11 protein-coding genes and 2 pseudogenes are annotated in these 16,834 nt (G+C 72.1%); 6 read left to right on the top strand and 7 right to left on the bottom strand.

Going from position 1 to position 16,834, the window contains the following annotated elements:
- Positions 1-58: 58 nt before the first annotated feature.
- From NF20_RS16810 to NF20_RS16795, 4 genes and pseudogenes are all read right to left on the bottom strand, one after another.
- Positions 59-1,099 carry a nucleoside hydrolase gene (locus NF20_RS16810; protein ID WP_023874693.1) on the bottom strand — a complete coding sequence of 347 codons (1,041 nt, stop codon included), beginning with the start codon at positions 1,097-1,099 and terminating at the stop codon, positions 59-61.
- A gap of 13 nt (positions 1,100-1,112) precedes the next feature.
- A pseudogene (locus NF20_RS16805) lies at positions 1,113-1,531 on the bottom strand (2OG-Fe dioxygenase family protein).
- 81 nt (positions 1,532-1,612) lie between these two features.
- On the bottom strand, positions 1,613-3,640 hold the full coding sequence (locus tag NF20_RS16800) for an SDR family oxidoreductase (RefSeq protein ID WP_033717356.1): 2,028 nt from the start codon (positions 3,638-3,640) through the stop codon (positions 1,613-1,615).
- Between the two features lie 87 nt (positions 3,641-3,727).
- Positions 3,728-4,441, bottom strand: coding sequence for a histidine phosphatase family protein (locus NF20_RS16795; protein ID WP_023880874.1), 714 nt, complete (start codon positions 4,439-4,441; stop codon positions 3,728-3,730).
- 94 nt (positions 4,442-4,535) lie between these two features.
- On the opposite strand from NF20_RS16795, the gene NF20_RS16790 reads away from it, so the two are divergent.
- On the top strand, positions 4,536-5,402 hold the full coding sequence (locus NF20_RS16790) for a MaoC/PaaZ C-terminal domain-containing protein (RefSeq protein ID WP_023874738.1): 867 nt from the start codon (positions 4,536-4,538) through the stop codon (positions 5,400-5,402).
- Here NF20_RS16790 and otsB read toward each other — a convergent pair.
- Both otsB and NF20_RS16780 read right to left on the bottom strand, forming a co-directional pair.
- The gene (gene otsB, locus NF20_RS16785; RefSeq protein ID WP_033712585.1) at positions 5,399-6,574 is read right to left on the bottom strand and encodes a trehalose-phosphatase; all 1,176 of its coding nucleotides are present in this window, start codon (positions 6,572-6,574) and stop codon (positions 5,399-5,401) included. The genes NF20_RS16790 and otsB overlap by 4 nt on opposite strands.
- 43 nt (positions 6,575-6,617) lie before the next feature.
- Complete coding sequence (locus tag NF20_RS16780) at positions 6,618-7,943, bottom strand: wax ester/triacylglycerol synthase domain-containing protein (protein WP_033712586.1); 1,326 nt, start codon at positions 7,941-7,943, stop codon at positions 6,618-6,620.
- Between the two features lie 171 nt (positions 7,944-8,114).
- Here NF20_RS16780 and NF20_RS16775 point away from each other — a divergent pair, with 171 nt between their 5' ends.
- Together NF20_RS16775 and NF20_RS16770 are read left to right on the top strand one after the other, a co-directional pair.
- A complete protein-coding gene (locus NF20_RS16775; protein WP_033712587.1) occupies positions 8,115-11,396 on the top strand; it encodes an error-prone DNA polymerase in 3,282 nt (1,093 codons plus the stop codon).
- A 119-nt stretch (positions 11,397-11,515) separates the two neighbouring features.
- The gene (locus NF20_RS16770; protein ID WP_009978862.1) at positions 11,516-12,163 is read left to right on the top strand and encodes a nitroreductase family protein; all 648 of its coding nucleotides are present in this window, start codon (positions 11,516-11,518) and stop codon (positions 12,161-12,163) included.
- Positions 12,164-12,219: 56 nt separating this feature from the next.
- On the opposite strand, the gene NF20_RS16765 is transcribed toward NF20_RS16770, so the two are convergent.
- Positions 12,220-12,684, bottom strand: coding sequence for a tRNA (cytidine(34)-2'-O)-methyltransferase (locus NF20_RS16765; protein ID WP_009978861.1), 465 nt, complete (start codon positions 12,682-12,684; stop codon positions 12,220-12,222).
- A gap of 17 nt (positions 12,685-12,701) precedes the next feature.
- On the opposite strand from NF20_RS16765, the gene NF20_RS16760 reads away from it, so the two are divergent.
- The 3 genes and pseudogenes from NF20_RS16760 (at position 12,702) to NF20_RS16750 (ending at position 16,829) form a co-directional block, all read left to right on the top strand.
- On the top strand, positions 12,702-13,307 hold the full coding sequence (locus NF20_RS16760; RefSeq protein WP_019732914.1) for a class I SAM-dependent methyltransferase: 606 nt from the start codon (positions 12,702-12,704) through the stop codon (positions 13,305-13,307).
- A 255-nt stretch (positions 13,308-13,562) separates the two neighbouring features.
- Positions 13,563-16,410, top strand: a pseudogene (locus tag NF20_RS16755) (ATP-binding protein).
- Positions 16,407-16,829 carry a roadblock/LC7 domain-containing protein gene (locus NF20_RS16750; RefSeq protein WP_019734148.1) on the top strand — a complete coding sequence of 141 codons (423 nt, stop codon included), beginning with the start codon at positions 16,407-16,409 and terminating at the stop codon, positions 16,827-16,829. Before NF20_RS16755 ends, NF20_RS16750 begins: the two are co-directional and overlap by 4 nt.
- Positions 16,830-16,834 lie beyond the last annotated feature (5 nt).

Below are 16,834 nucleotides of genomic sequence, written 5' to 3'. Positions count from 1 at the left end.
TGACCGGCAACCGCCGATTTTCGTGTGACGGCCCGCCTTCGTTTCGCGGATACCGTCGTCACCGGCCGCCGCCCACCCGGCGGGCGAACGGCCCCACCCGTTCGATGAACCGGTCGAAGAATGCCGCCGAGTCCACATCAATCCTGATGAGCGCGTTGGGTTCTCGACGACCCGACCAGTCGGTGACCGTCATGGCGCGGGTCAGGGTGCCGGTCAGCTCGATCTCCACCGTCGCCGGACGGGTGGCCACCAGGGTGGGGTCCAGCGCGACGGCGGCGGCCAACGGGTCGTGCATGTGCGCCTGATAGCCGTGGCCGAGGTCGTGATAGGCCTCCAGGTAGAACCGCATCGCGTCCTCGATCACCCGGATCAGCGGGTTGGCGGCCGCGGACCGGGTTCCGGGTTCGTCGTCGGCACTCAGCGGGCGGGTGCCGGAGTCCGCGGCGGTGGCCAGCCGCGTCAGGTGATCCGGCGTCATCGCCACCTTGCGGGTCAGGTCCAGCCCGCACAGGATCGGCAGCCGCTCCCGCCCGACGTCGGCGCCACCCCAGCCGGCCAGCACCTCGGCCGCGGCCTCGGGGTCCACGCTGATGTTCCATTCCGCCACCGCGGTGGTGTTGCCCCGATGGTCGTAGGAGCCGCCCATGATCACCAGCCGGCGCAGCAGGGTCGGCAGCGCGGGCTCGGCCCGCAGCGCCAGCGCCAGGTTGGTCAGCGGCCCGGTCGCCACCCCGATCAGCTCCCCGGGGTGGGCGTGCGCGGCGCGCACCCAGGCGGTTGCCGAGTCGTGGTCGGTGACCCGGTGGTCGCTGGGCGGCAGCTCGGCATAGCCCAATCCCCTGGGGCCGTGGACTTTTGACGGCAGCCGCATCGGGCCGGTCAGGGTGTGCCCGGAACCCTTGGACACCGGGATGCCGGTCAGCCCGCACAGCTGCAGCAGGCCCAGGTTGTTTTCGCAAACCTGCTCCACCGCAACGTTTCCGCCGGTCGATGCGATGCCGACCACGTCGGCGTCCGGGCTGGCGAACAGGTACATCAGCGCCAGCGCATCATCCACGCCGGTGTCGACATCGACGAAAACTGGAGTCACCGCGGCCACGATACCGCGACGATCAGGGCCGGCCGGACGCGAAGGTGATCACCAGGACGTCCCGGCGGGCCGGGCCGTCGCCCTCGAGCGGCCGGATCGGCGACACCTGGTGCAGGGTGCGGCGGTCGTCGCTGACCAGCAGGGTGCCCGGCTCGGCCAGCGTCGCCGTCAGCAGCCGCCGGCCCTGGGCGTCGGTTGACCGCCGGCGCCGCACTCCTGCGGCGCCGACCGGATGTGGAACGGGTGCACCTGGACGTTCCACTCGCCGACCTCGTCGAGGGCGGCGGCGATCCGGGACAGCAGCCGTATCACCTTGTACAGCAACGGGTCCCGGGCGAACCGCGTCCACTCCTTGCGGCCCACACCCAGGCTGCGCGTCACACTCAGCGCGGGCAGCACCGCCGCGCCCGTCGCGGCCACCAGTTCGGCGGCCACTCCCACGGGATCGATGTCAGCCCGGCCGGCACTGCCTACCATCGCGCCGGAGTACCGCGATCGCGCCCGGGTAAACGTGTGCGCGGATCACCAGTGCACGCCGGGGACCAGGCGCACCAGCCGCCTGACCGGGCGCGGTGTGCGCAGGCCGCGCGTGACGGCGCGGACGGGCCGGCGCGGCTTGCGGGGTGCAGTGCGTTCGGTGCGTTCCACCGGCCGGGGTTCGGTGGCCACCCCGCGCGCCGCGGCCGAGTCCGGGTAGCCGAGGTAGAGCTGGTGCAGGACCCGCCGAGAAGTCCTCGGCGCGAAGTAGTTTCCGGCCTCGGCCAGGGTGCCCAGCGGGGTGTCGATGCGGGCCGGCTTTTCCACCAGCCCGCGCACCACCATCGCCGCCGCGCGCTCCGGGCTGATCGCCCGCACCGGGTTGAGCCGGTGCGACGGCACGATCATCGGGGTGCGCACCAGCGGCATGTGGATGTTGGTGAAGGTGATGTGGTCGGACAGCACCTCCGAGCCGACCACGTCGGCGAACGCGTCCAGGGCCGCCTTGGTCGGCAGATAGGAGCTGTACTTGGGGTTGCGTGCCTGCACACCGGCGCTGGACACGTTGACGACGTGACCGAATCGCCGCTCCCGCCAATGCGGCAGCAGCGCCAGCACCATCCGCACCGCGCCGAAGTAGTTGACCGCCATCACCCGTTCGTAGTCGTGCAGCCGATCGGTCGAGTTGACCACCGAGCGGCGGATCGACCGGCCGGCGTTGTTCACCAGGTAGTCGACGTGGTCGAACCGGCCCAGGATGTCCTTGACGGTGTGTTCCACCGACGCGGAATCGGTGACGTCACAGGTAAAGGCATGGGCCGCACCGCCATTGGCGCGGATCTCGTCGACCAGCGCGTCGAGTGCGGCGCCGTTGCGGGCCAGCGCGAACACGGTGGCGCCCCGCTGCGCGATCGCGATGGCCGACGCCCGGCCGATGCCGCTGGAGGCGCCGGTGACGATGACGTGCCGGCCGTACAGCGGTCCCCGCGGATCGTCGCGGCGCGCCCGGTCGGGGTCGAGGTGCTCGGCCCAGTACCGCCACAGCCTGGGCGCGTAGCCGGCGAACTCGGGAACTTCGATTCCGGTGCCCGCCAACGCATTTCGCGTCTTCTCGCTGACGAAGGTGGGGGCCAGGTCGACCAGGTCGAACACCTGCGCGGGGATGCCGAGCTGGGTGGCCGCCATGTCGCGCACCACCCGGGCGCGGCCGCGCACCTTGAGCACCGGGGCGGCCACCGCGCCGGGCAGCGACCCGCGCAGCGGCGGCAGCCCGGCCGCCTTGGCCACGCCCCGGTAGATGCCGCGCAGGCCGATGGTCTTCTCGGCGGTGAGGTGGAAGGTCTGCCCGTCCAGGCCGTCGGCGTGCATCAGCGCGACCAGCGCGTCGGCGACGTAGTCGACCGGCACGATGTTGGTGCGCCCGGTGTCGGGCAGCAGCATCGGGGTGAACCTGGGCAGCACCGCCAGCTTGGCCAGCACGCCGAAGAAGTAGTACGGCCCGTCCACCTTGTCCATCTCGCCGGTGCGCGAGTCGCCCACCACCACCGCCGGGCGGTAGATGCGATGACGCAGGCCGGGCGCCGAGCGCACCAGCAGCTCGGCCTCGAACTTGGTCTGGTGATACGGCGTGGGCAGTTGCTGGCCCACGTCGAAGTCGTCCTCGGTGTACTCGCCGGGGAAGTCACCGGCCACCGCGATGGACGACACGTGGTGCAGGGTGGCGCCGAGCCGTTGCGCCAGCTCGATCACGGCGCGGGTGCCGTCCACGTTGGCGGCCCGCTGCTCGGCCTCCCCGGCGGTGATGTCGTAGATCGCCGCGCAGTGCACCAGGTGGTCGACGTGTCCCAGCTCGGCCAGGGTCTCGTCGCTGAGCTCCAGCGCCGGCAGCTCTCCGACCAGCGGTTTCACCCGGTCGCCCCACGGGGTGTCGCCCCGCGCCGAGAGCCGTTCGAACCGGCCCAGCGACTGCCGGCGGACCAGCACCCACACCTGCGCGTCGGGCCGGGTTTGCAGAAGACGAGTGACGACGCGGCGACCAATAAACCCGGTACCGCCGGTAACGACATACCGCATGAAGACATCGTGGCGGTGCCGGCCTCGCGCGTCAACCGCCGAGCTTGGGGAGCGAGCTTGGGCGGCGAGCTTCGGGGCGGCCGGGGGCTAGCTGCGGAAGTCGCGGATCCCGTCCCAATCCACCAGCGTCCAGCCGGTGATCGGGTTGCCGTTGATCACCACCCGGCCGGTGTTGGGCAGCGGATGGGTGTTCATCAGGCTGTCCTTGGCGTTGCGGGTGTTCATCAGCGTCCACACCATGATCGAGTTCGCGTGCGAGAACACCACCGGGTTGCGGTGGCCGCTGTTGTAGATCTTGTTGACGGCCGCGGTGAACTGGTCGTTGAACTCCTTGCCGCTGATCGAGCCGGGGATGCTGTCGGAGACGTCGCCCTTGAGCCAGTTCGCCGGCGCCACCAGGTAGGTCGACTTCGCCATCGACTCGGGTTTGCCGTTGTACCAGCCGGCGTTGATCTCCTGGATGCCGGGCAGCACCTCGACCTGCTTGCCGAGCTCGGCGGCCAGCGGGGCCGCGGTTTGCTGGGCCCGGGTCATGGTGGAGGCGTAGACGCTGTCGTAGTCCTTGCGGCCGAGTTGGTGGGCGACCTGTTCGGCCTGCCCCTTGCCCTCCGGGGACAGACCCGGCCCGGGCACCTCGGTGTCGATGGTGCCGCTGGCGTTGGCCTCGGACTGGGCGTGCCGGACGAAGGTCACCGTGATGGACCGGGCCTGCGGTGAGCCGCCGCAGGCGGCGACGGTCACCGTCGCGATGAGCGCGGCCAGCGCCACCGAGACCTTCCGGATCATGCTGCGCTTGGGCATGAGAGATAGCCTGCCCTGCCGACGGCTCCGCTGGGAAGGGTTTGCGATGGTTAGCGGGAGAAAAGCTCTCGAATTCCGCGAAAAGGAGACTCCCATGGCGATTGACCCGAGTGCCGTCGGCGCGGTGACCGAACCCCTGCTGTTCGAATGGACCGACCGGGACACCCTGCTTTATGCGCTCGGTGTCGGCGCCGGGGTCGACGACCTGGCCTTCACCACCGAGAACAGCCACGGCATCGACCAGCAGGTGCTGCCCACCTACGCGGTGATCTGCTGCCCGGCCTTCGGCGCGGCCGGGCTGGTCGGAAAGTTCAACTGGGCCATGCTGTTACACGGCTCGCAGAGCATCCGGCTGCACGCGCCGCTGCCGCCGGCGGGCAAGCTCTCGGTGGTCTCGGAGGTCGCCGACATCCAGGACAAGGGCGAGGGCAAGAACGCGATCCTGGTGTTGCGCGGCCGCGGCACCGAGCCGGACTCCGGGCAGCTGATCGCCGAGACGCTGACCACCCTGGTCATCCGGGGCGAGGGCGGGTTCGGCGGGATGCCCGGGCAGCGGCCGATCGCGCCGGAATTCCCCGACCGCGAGCCCGACGCGCGGATCGCGCTGCCCACCCGGGAGGACCAGGCGCTGATCTACCGGCTCTCCGGGGACCGCAACCCGCTGCACAGCGACCCGTGGTTCGCCCGGGAACTGGCCGGCTTCCCCAAGCCGATCCTGCACGGGCTGTGCACCTACGGGGTGTCCGGGCGGGCGCTGGTGGCCGAGCTCGGCGGCGGCGTCGCGGCCAACATCACCTCGATCGCGTCGCGGTTCACCTCGCCGGTGTTCCCCGGCGAGACGCTGATCACGCTGATCTGGCGCACCGAGCCGGGCAAGGCGGTGTTTCGCACCGAGGCGTCGAACCCGGACGGCTCCAACGCCCGGGTGGTGCTCGACGACGGCGCGGTGGAGTACGCCTAACCCTCGCCGCGTTCGAGCTGATCGGCCAGCCGCTCGGTGAACTCGGCGGCCCGGGCGGGACTGTCCAGCGCGAACAGGGCCGCGGTGGCGCGGTCGCCGTCGTCGTTGTGCCGCACCAGGATTGGCACGCCCTGGACAGGCCCGCCGCGCACCGCGTCGAACGCGTCCTCGTCGGTGATGTCGTCGCCGAGGTAGACCGGTGTCAGCGCACCCGACCCGGACCGGCGCAGGTGCTCGATCACCCAGCGCAGCGTCTTGCCCTTGTCCCAGTCCAGGTCCGGGCGCAGCTCGATGACCTCGCGGCCGGTGGTCACCCGCAGCGCGTCGTGCCTGCCCGCGGCGCGCACCGCCGCCGCCACCTCGCCGACGCGGTCGCGTGCCGCGTTGCGGTAGTGCACCGCGACGCCGAATCGCTTGTGCTCCACTACAACACCCGGGATCGCGCCGAGCTCGTCGCGCAGCCGCCCGGCCGCTTGCGCCAGCACCGGGATGGCTGCGGCGGCGTCGTCGTTCTGGTGGTGGCTGCCGTCGGGTGCGGTCAGCTCGAAACCGTGGCTTCCCGCATACCAGATCCCCGGCACCCCAACGCGTTTCGTCACGTCGGCCAGATCGCGCCCGGACAGCACCGCGACCGGGCAACGCGCGGCCAGCCGGGTCAGCGCCGCGGTGGCCCCGGCCACCGGGCGGGCCGCATCGGGATCGTCGACGATGTCCGACAGCGTGCCGTCGAAGTCGAAGAACACCGCCGGGTGCCGACCGGCCAGCCCGTCGGCGCCGCCGGTCAGGGCCTGGGAGGCATCCGGCAGCTGCGACATCCGGCGGTCGCCGGTGCGCACGGTGATCTGTTCCAGCTCGGCGACCACCGCGTCGGCCCCGGCCCCGCGCAGCCCGTCGCCGTCGCGCCCGACGGGCGCCAGCCCGATCACCAACGCGAACCCGGCGGCGCGGGCCGCCTCGACGGCCGCGGGGTCGCCGGCCACCACCACGCAGCGGCCCGGGCGGACCCGCAGCCGGTCGGCCGCCGCCGCCGGGCCGTCCGCCGCGATCGCCGCGGTGCCCACCCCGATCTGTCCCAGTTGGCTCGCCAGTGCCGAGCCCAGCGCGTCGCCGACCCCGAACAACACCGCGTCGTGGCGGCGCGGATCGATCACCACCGGCCCCGATTCGCCCATGAGGAAAACCTTCTCACGGCGGCACGGTCGCGCCCCGAGCCGGTCAGTGACGCGCGTGCCCGGGCGCCGATGGGTGCGCGGGCGGCACCCGGCCCAGCGGCGGGCGGGCCGCGCGGCGGCGCCGCCGGTCGGCGAACAGCAGCACGGAGTCGTCGCCGAGGGCCGCCAGCCGCGCCATGCCCAGCTCGACGGCGGCGGCCAGCCGCGTGACGTCGAACCCGTCGCCCGGCCCGGCGGTGATGCCGAAAACCAGTTCGTCGCCGTAGCTGAGCACCGCGACCCCGGTGTGCAGCTGGGTGGCCGTCGGGGGGACCGGCAGCAGCCGCTCCAGCGTCTGGCCCATCACCCGCAGCCGTCGGCGCGGCCCCGGCACGTTGGTGGCCAGCGTGACGACGGCACGCTGCGGCAGCCGGGACAGCAGCTGGATCAGATTGCCGCGCACCATGTTCGGGAGCAGTCCGATCGCCGATTCGACGATGCCGGCCGGCTGCGTCCCGGCGGCGGGGTTGCACCGGGCGTGCACGGTCTGCAGCCGGCGCACCGGGTCGTCGTGTTCGACGGGCAGGTGCGAGAGCACCGCCGAGCGGACCGGCAGCGGGACCAGGGTGCGCAGCGAGTCGACCCGCGGTTGCTCGCCGCGGTCGAGCAGCACCGTGCGGAATCCCTCGGTGACGGCGGCCAGCGCGACGTCGTTGGCGCTGACACCGAATTTGCGGCAGACCCGGTCGACGTCGCCGATCGGCACCCGCACCGTGGCGTAGCGGCGCACCGGCGCCACCGCCTCGGCCCGCCCGGCGAGCCGGAGCGCCCCGAGCAGCCCACCGGTCAGCGACGACACCCGGCTCAGCGCGTCGAGCCAGCCGGTCGAGGATGAAACAGGTTGTGCCGCAGCATTATTGGCGAACATGTCGGCGTCGGCGTCGTCGCAGAGCCGGGTGATCAGGCGGGCGGCCGGGTTGCCGTCCAGCAGGCCGTGATGGGTCTTCATCAACATCGCCCACCGGTTGCCGCGCAGGCCCTCGATCACCCAGCATTCCCACGGCGGGCGACCCGGGTCCAGCGGCCGGCGCAGCGCCTGGCCGATCACCCGCGACAGCTCGGTCTCGTCGCCGGTGCCCGCGATCGCCACCCGGCGCAGGTGCCGGGCCAGATCGAAGTCCGGGCAGTCCACCCACTCCCGGTTCAGCGGGTGCGCCCGCAGCAGCTGCGTGCACCGCGCGATCGGCAGGATGCGTTCTGCCACAAGGTGTTCCAGTTGCGCGGGGTCGGGCACGGTGCCGTCGACGATGGCGACCGCCCCGATCGCCAGGCTCGCGTGCTGATCCGGATCGTGGGCCTTGAGGAACGCCGTATCGAGTGTCTGCGCCATGCTCGGTCCCGCCCGTGTCCGCTTTTTTGAACCCGTACCAGTATTCGTCCAGTGCCCCGGCCGCGGTAACCCCCGCAGCGTTAAGACCTTGTTTAGGAGTTGAAGATCGGTTTAACAACGGTTGTACCGGGCCGCGATTAAATCGAACACCAGTTCGATATACTTGGGTTCGTGGGCTGGTTCAACGGGCCGCCGAGTTGGGCGGAGATGGAGCGGGTGCTCGACAGCAAGCCGCGCCGCGCCGGTGAGTCGCCGGCCCCGGAACCAGACGGCCCGCTGTCGCGCGGGCGCGCGACGTACCGGCCGCCCGACGAGGGCCGGGCGGCCCGTTCGTCGGTTCCCTATGCCGAATTGCACGCGCATTCCGCGTTCAGCTTCCTGGACGGGGCGAGCACGCCCGAGGAGATGGTCGAGGAGGCCGCCCGGCTGGACCTGCGCGCCCTGGCGCTCACCGACCACGACGGGTTGTACGGGGCGGTGCGGTTCGCCGAGGCGGCGGCCGAACTCGACGTGCGCACCGTGTTCGGCGCCGAACTGTCTTTGGGCCCCAGCGCGCGCACCGAGGCGCCCGACCCGCCCGGCCCGCACCTGCTGGTGCTGGCCCGCGGCGCCGAGGGGTACCGGCGGCTGTCGCGGCAGCTGGCCGCGGCGCATCTGGCCGGCGGCGAGAAGGGCAAGCCCCGCTACGATATCGACGCGCTGACCGAGGCCGCCGGCGGGCACTGGCACATCCTGACCGGTTGCCGCAAAGGCCATGTCCGCCAAGCGCTTTCCGACGGCGGGCCGGACGCGGCGGCGCGGGCGCTGGCCGATCTGGTGGACCGGTTCGGCGCGGCGCGGGTCAGCATCGAGCTGACCCGGCACGGCCAACCGCTCGACGACGAACGCAACGCGGCGCTGGCCGCGCTGGCCCCGCGCTTCGGGGTCGGCGTCGTGGCCACCACCGGCGCGCATTTCGCCGGGCCGTCGCGGCGCCGGCTGGCCATGGCGGTGGGCGCCATCCGGGCCCGGGAGTCGTTGGATTCGGCCGCCGGATGGCTGGCCCCGCTGGGCGGTTCGCACCTGCGCTCCGGCGAGGAGATGGCCCGGCTGTTCGCGTGGTGTCCCGAGGCGGTGACCGCCGCCGCCGAGCTGGGCGAGCAGTGCGCGTTCGGGCTGGCGCTGATCGCGCCGCGGCTGCCGCCGTTCGACGTGCCCGACGGGCACACCGAGGACAGCTGGCTGCGGCAGTTGACCATGACCGGGGCGCGCGACCGCTACGGGTCACCCGAGCACGCGCCGCGGGCCTACGCCCAGATCGAGCATGAGCTGAAAGTCATTGCGCAACTGCAGTTTCCGGGCTATTTCCTGGTGGTGCACGACATCGCCCGGTTCTGCCGGGAGAACAACATCCTGTGTCAGGGCCGGGGATCGGCGGCCAACTCCGCGGTCTGCTACGCCCTGGGCGTCACCGCGGTGGACCCGGTGGCCAACGAGCTGCTGTTCGAGCGCTTCCTGTCGCCGGCCCGCGACGGCCCGCCCGACATCGACATGGACATCGAATCCGACCAGCGCGAAAAGGTGATCCAGTACGTCTACGACCGCTACGGCCGCGACTACGCCGCCCAGGTCGCCAACGTCATCACCTACCGGGGAAAGATCGCGGTGCGCGACATGGCCCGCGCGCTGGGCTTCTCGCAGGGCCAGCAGGACGCGTGGAGCAAGCAGATCAGCAGCTGGAGCGGTCTGGCGGATTCCCCGGACGTGGAAGGCATCCCGCCGCAGGTGATCGACCTGGCCAACCAGGTCCGCAACCTGCCGCGACACCTGGGCATTCATTCGGGCGGCATGGTGATCTGCGACCGCCCGATCGCCGACGTGTGCCCGGTGGAGTGGGCCCGGATGGAGAATCGCAGCGTGCTGCAGTGGGACAAAGACGATTGCGCGGCAATCGGTTTGGTGAAGTTCGACCTGCTCGGGTTGGGCATGCTCTCGGCGCTGCACTACGCCATCGACCTGGTGGCCGAGCACAAGGGGATCGAGGTGGACCTGGCGCGGCTCGACCTGTCCGAGCCGGCGGTGTACGAGATGCTGGCCCGCGCCGATTCCGTCGGCGTGTTCCAGGTGGAGTCGCGCGCGCAGATGGCCACCCTGCCGCGGCTGAAGCCCCGGGTGTTCTACGACCTGGTGGTGGAGGTGGCGTTGATCCGTCCCGGGCCCATCCAGGGCGGGTCGGTGCATCCCTACATCCGGCGGCGCAATGGGGTGGACCCGGTACTCTACGACCACCCGTCGATGGAGCCGGCGCTGCGAAAGACGTTGGGGGTGCCGCTGTTTCAGGAGCAGCTGATGCAGCTTGCGGTGGACTGCGCCGGGTTCTCCGCCGCCGAGGCCGATCAGCTGCGCCGCGCCATGGGGTCCAAGCGCTCCACCGAGCGGATGCGACGGCTGCGCGGCCGGTTCTACGACGGCATGCGGGCGCTGCACGGCGCCCCCGACGAGGTGATCGACCGGACCTACGAAAAGCTGGAGGCGTTCGCCAATTTCGGCTTCCCGGAAAGCCATGCGCTGAGCTTCGCGTCGCTGGTGTTCTACTCGTCGTGGTTCAAGCTGCACCACCCCGCGGCGTTCTGCGCGGCGCTGCTGCGCGCCCAGCCGATGGGGTTCTACTCGCCGCAGTCGCTGGTGGCCGACGCCCGCCGGCACGGCGTGACGGTGCACGGCCCGGACGTCAACGCCAGCCTGGCGCACGCCACGCTGGAGAACGCCGGCACCGAGGTGCGCCTCGGCCTGGGTGCCGTCCGCCACATCGGCGACGACCTGGCCGAAAAGCTGGTGCAGGAGCGAAAGGCCAACGGCCCGTTCACTTCCCTGCTGGACCTGACCGCCCGGCTGCAGCTTTCGGTGCCGCAGACCGAGGCGCTGGCCACCGCCGGGGCGTTCGGCTGCTTCGGGATGTCGCGGCGCGAGGCGCTGTGGGCGGCCGGGGCGGCGGCCACCCAGCGGCCGGACCGGCTGCCCGGGGTGGGTTCGTCCTCGCACATCCCGGCGCTGCCGGGGATGAGCGAGCTGGAGCTGGCCGCCGCCGACGTGTGGGCCACCGGCATCTCCCCGGACAGCTATCCGACCCAGTTCCTGCGCGACGACCTGGACGCGATGGGGGTGGTGCCCGCGGCGAGGCTGGGGTCGGTGCCCGACGGCGACCGGGTCCTGATCGCGGGCGCGGTGACGCATCGGCAGCGGCCCGGCACCGCGCAGGGGGTGACCTTCCTCAACCTCGAGGACGAGACCGGGATGGTCAACGTGCTCTGCACCCCGGGGGTGTGGGCGCGGCATCGCAAGCTGGCCAACACCGCGCCGGCGCTGCTGGTGCGCGGGCAGGTGCAAAACGCCAGCGGCGCCATCACCGTCGTCGCCGAACGGTTGGGCCGCATCACCCTGGCCGTCGGCTCGCGCTCCCGCGACTTCCGCTGACCGGCCCGCCGAACGTGCACTGGCGGCGAAAATTTCGCGTGAACGTCACCGTGAGTGCACGTTCGGTGGCGACGGGCCGACCGACGGGCCGACCGGCCGGCCGACGGTAGTCTCCAAGCATGACCCTGAACCTGTCCGTCGACGAAGTCCTGACCACCACCCGCTCGGTCCGCAAGCGGCTCGACTTCGACAAGCCGGTGCCCCGCGAGGTCCTGATGGAATGCCTGGAACTGGCGCTGCAGGCGCCCACCGGGTCCAATGCCCAAGGCTGGCAATGGGTTTTCGTCGAGGACGCCGACAAGAAGAAGGCGATCGCCGACATTTACCTGGCCAACGCCCGCGCCTACCTGAGCCTGCCCGCCGCCGAGTACCCCGAGGGCGACACCCGCGGCGAGCGGATGCCCAAGGTCAAGGACTCGGCGGTCTACCTCGCCGAGCACATGCACGAGGCGCCGGTGCTGCTGATCCCGTGCCTGGAGGGGCGGGTGGAGAACGCGCCGCTGGGGCTGAGCGCGTCGTTCTGGGCGTCGCTGTTCCCGGCGGCGTGGAGCTTTTGCCTGGCGCTGCGCTCGCGCGGGCTGGGCACCTGCTGGACCACGCTGCACCTGATCAACGACGGCGAGAAGCAGGCCGCCGAGCTGCTCGGCATCCCGCACGACCGCTACAGCCAGGGCGGGCTGTTCCCGATCGCCTACACCAAGGGCACCGACTTCCGCCCGGCCAAGCGGCTGCCCGCCGAGCAGGTCACGCACTGGGACAGCTGGTGAATGCGCGGCGATCGCAAGCGCGGCGCAGCCGGGCGAAGCGGGTCGCCGCGATGAAATCAGGTCGCACCGGCGTAGCCGTGCTGCCGCCACGCCTCGTAGACGGCGATCGCCGCGGCGTTGGACAGGTTCAGTGAGCGCCGCCCGGCCAGCATCGGGATGCGCACCTGGGTGGTGACGTGCGGGTCGGCCAGCGTGGCCGCGTCCAGCCCGGTGGGTTCGGGGCCGAACATCAGCACGTCGCCCGGCCGGTAGCGCAGCTCGGCGAACGACGCGGGGGCGTGCGAGGTGAACGCGACCACCCGGGCCGGCGTCAGTGCGTCCCACGCGGCGGCCAGCGAGGCGTGCACGGTGACCGAGGCGAGGTCGTGATAGTCCAGCCCGGCCCGGCGCAGCTTGGGTTCGGACAGGTCGAAGCCCATCGGCTCGACCAGATGCAATTCGCAGCCGGTCGCCGCCGCCGTCCGAATGGCGTTGCCCGTGTTGGGGGCGATGCGCGGGGAGACGAACATCAGCTTGAACACAACGAGATAATGGTCGCATGGTCGAGCAGAGCATCTGGATGCAGAAGGTCGCTGCCGATCCCGGTCATTCGCACTGGTACATCGAGCGCTTCCGCGCCATGGCCCGCGCCGGCGACGACCTGGCCGGCGAGGCCCGGTTCGTGGACGCCATGGCGCCCCGGGGCGCCCGCATCCTCGACGCCGGCTGCGGACCCGGCCGGCTGGGCAGCTACCTCGCCGCGGCCGGCCACCAGGTGGTCGGCGTCGACGTCGACCCGGCGCTGATCGAAGCCGCCGAGCACGACCATCCCGGGCCGCGCTGGCTGGTCGGCGACCTCGCCGAGCTCGACCTGCCCGCCCGCGGCATCACCGACCCGTTCGACGTGATCGTCTCGGCCGGCAACGTCATGACGTTCCTGGCGCCCAGCACCCGCGTGCTGGTGCTGAGCCGGCTGCGCGCACACCTGGCCGCCGACGGCCGCGCCGCGATCGGCTTCGGCGCCTACCGCGAGTACGAGTTCACCGACTTCCTCAACGACGCGGCCGACGCCGGGTTCGCCCCCGATCTGCTGCTGTCCAGCTGGGACCTGCGGCCGTTCACCGAGGACTCCGAGTTCCTGGTCGCCGTGCTGCGCCCGGCCTGACCTTCCGCCCGCCGCGGTGTTTGCCAGGGCCGACGACGGCCGGGCGGCGCCACCTTGGAGGGACCTGTCTGCTCAGTGACGATTCTGGTGGGCTGGGCCGCGGGCTGTCATACTCGTCGGGTTGCCACACTTACGCACACGCCGATCTGGCGCGCGGCGGGCGAAATGGCGAAATAAAGCAGGAAGTTTCATGAGCCTCGGGTTTGTTTCAGCACTGAGCGCAGCGGCCGGTCGCGCGGCCGCGACGACGTGACCATGTTCAGCCGCCCGGCCGAACCGGCCGTGGCGGAAGCTCCGGGGCCCGCACCGCTGGGCGGCGGCGCCGTGCCGGCCAAACGCCCGCCGGCCTGGTCGCTGAGCAACTGGCCGGTGCGGTGGAAAGTGCTGGCCATCGTCCTGGTTCCGCTGATGCTGGCGACGGTTTTCGGGGTGCTGCGCATCCACGGCGCGATGGCCAACGCGGCGGGCCTGCGGCTGGCCGCCGCCCGCGCCGACGTCGTCCCGGCCATCACCAAGTACATGTCGGCGCTGGACGTCGCGCTGCTGGCCGGCTCCGCCGGGCGCGACGCCGAGGGCGCCAAGAAAAACTACGAGGCCCGCAAGAACGAACTGCAGACCCGGCTGGGCGACACCGACGTCACCGACGACGTCCGCGCCGGGGTGAACAACCTGCTGGACGCCGGCCAGATGCTGGTGAACAAGGTGGCCGAGGGCAGCCTCGGCCTGCGGGAGCGGGTGACCTTCTACGCGCCGATCCTGTTGACCGCCGAAAACGTCATCAACGCGTCGGTGCGGGTCGACGACGAGCGGATCCGGGCGCAGGCCCAGGGCCTGAGCCGGGCGGTCGGCGCCCGCGGGCAGATGACCATGCAGAAGATCCTGGTCACCCGGGGAGCCGAGCTGCCCGAGCCGCAGCTGCGCACCTCGATGGCGACCCTGGCCGGCACCGAACCGTCGACGCTGTTCGGCATGAGCGAGGTGCTCGGCGCCGGATCGCCCGAGGCCAAGACGCTGCAACAGCAGATGGTCAGCCGGATGGCGATCATGTCCGACCCGGCCAGCGTGCTGGTCGACAACCCCGACCTGCTGCGCTCGATCCAGACCACCGACGACATCGCCGACCAGGTCATCAAGAACACCACCGCGTCGGTGACCAAGTCGGTGCACGCGCAGGCCGCCGAACGGCGCAACTCGGCCATCCTGGACACCGCCCTGGTGCTGGCCGCCATCGTGATCGCGCTGGCGGTGGTGCTGCTGGTGGCGCGGGCCCTGGTGCGGCCGCTGCGCACGCTGCGCGACGGCGCGCTCAAGGTGGCCCACACCGATCTCGAGGAGGAGATCGCACACGTGAAAGCCGGTGGGGCCGAACCGATTCCGGCTCCGCTGCCGGTGTACACCACCGAGGAGATCGGCCAGGTCGCGCACGCCGTGGACGAGCTGCACACCCAGGCCCTGCTGCTGGCCGGCGACGAGGCGCGGCTGCGGCTGCTGGTCAACGACATGTTCGAGACCATGTCGCGGCGCAGCCGCTCGCTGGTCGACCAGCAGCTGGCGCTCATCGACCGGCTGGAGCGCAACGAGGACAATCCCGAACGGCTGGACAACCTGTTCCGGCTGGACCATCTGGCGGCCCGGCTGCGCCGCAACAGCGCCAACCTGCTGGTGCTGGCCGGCGCGAAGCTGGCGCGCGACCAGCGCGATCCGGTGCCGCTGGCCACCGTGATCAACGCCGCGGTGTCCGAGGTGGAGGACTACCGCCGGGTCGAGATCGCCGGGCTGCCCGAGTGCTCGCTGCTCGGGGCGGCCGCCGGCGGCGCCATCCACCTGTTCGCCGAGCTGATCGACAACGCGCTGCGGTACTCGCCGCCGACCACCTCGGCCCGGGTGTCGGCGTCGCGCGGCGGTGACGGGGGAGTGGTGGTGCGCATCGCCGACTCCGGCCTGGGGATGAACGACGCCGACCGGCGCATCGCCAACATGCGGCTGCAGGCCGGCGGCGACGCCAACCCCGACCCGCATCCCGAAAACGCCCGGCATCTCGGCCTTTTCGTGGTGGGCCGGATCGCGGCCTGGCACGGGATGCGGGTGGGGTTGCGCGGCCCGGCGGCCAACGAATCCGGCTCGGGCACCACCGCCGAGGTGTACCTGCCGCCGACGGTGCTCGCCGGCCGGGTCGTCGCCGAGCCGTCCGGGCCCCGGCACATCCGGGCGGTCTCGTCGCCGAGCGCCAAACTCGCCAGCGCCATCGCCGCACCCGCCGAGGAGGGCGGCCGGCACGACGGCACCCAGCAGCCGGCGCGCGCGGCACCCGCAACGCCGCGACGCGTCCACACCGCCGGTCACCCTGCTGCCCCGCCGCAATCCTGGGTCCAGCGGCATCGCGGATGTTGCCGCGGTTCCCGCCCCGCCGGCCGAACCGCAGCCCCGCCGGCAGCGCCGTGAGCTGGCGAAGCCCTGGTGGGAGGCCAGCCCGGCGCCCAGGCCGGCCCCGGAACCGCAGCAGCCGGCCCCGGAGCCCGCCCCCGAACCGCAGCAGTCGGCGCCGCGGCCGGCCCGTGCGGCGTCGGACACCTCGGCCTTCTTCGCCGCCCGCCCGCGCACCGAGACGCCGCCCGAGGCGCCCCCGAAACCGCCCCCGAAACCGGCCCCGAAGCCGAAGCCCGACGCCTCCATTCCGCCCGCCGCCAGCACCGGCCCGGCCGACGACGACGTCATCTACCGGCGCATGCTCTCGGAGATGCTGGGCGACCCGCACGACCTGGTCAACAGCCCCGACCTGGACTGGCAGTCGGTGTGGGACCGGGGCTGGACGCTGGCGGCCGCCGCCGAGGACAAGCCCGTCGAGTCGCACACCACCGACCACGGCCTGCCCGTGCGCACCCCCGGCGCCCGGCTGGTGCCGGGTGGCGCCCATGGGGCCGCGGCCGAACCCGACGACGAGCCGGGGCTCAACGGCCGCTCACCCGCGCCGCGCCGGCCGCAGCACGCGGCCGTCACCCGCGACCCCGAGGCGGTCCGCGCCTCGTTCAGCAGCCATTTCGGTGGCGTGCGCACCGGACGGTCGCACGCCCGGGAAAGCAGCGAAGGACACGACCAACAATGACCGCACCCGACAACTCCTGGTCTGCAGCCCCGGACCGGTCGCTGGACTGGCTGGTGACGAAGTTCGCCCGCGAGGTCCCCGGCGTCGCGCACGCGCTGCTGGTGTCCGTCGACGGGCTGCCCGTCGCCGCCAGCGAACACCTGCCGCGCGAACGCGCCGACCAGCTGGCCGCCGTCGCCTCCGGGCTGGCCAGCCTCGCGACGGGCGCCGCCCAGCTGTTCGAGGGCGGGCAGGTGCTGCAGTCCGTGGTCGAGATGTCCAACGGCTACCTGCTGCTGATGCAGGTCGGGGACGGCTCGCATCTGGCCACACTCGCCGCGGCGTCCTGCGACATCGGTCAGATCGGCTACGAGATGGCCGTCCTCGTCGAGCAGGTGGGCGGGGTGGTGCAGTCCACCCGCCGGTCCAGCGTCTCGTGAGCGCC

Source organism: Mycobacterium sp. MAC_080597_8934 (genome assembly GCF_000523975.1).
GTDB lineage: Bacteria > Actinomycetota > Actinomycetes > Mycobacteriales > Mycobacteriaceae > Mycobacterium > Mycobacterium avium.
This window is presented reverse-complemented; position numbering and strand designations above follow the sequence as displayed.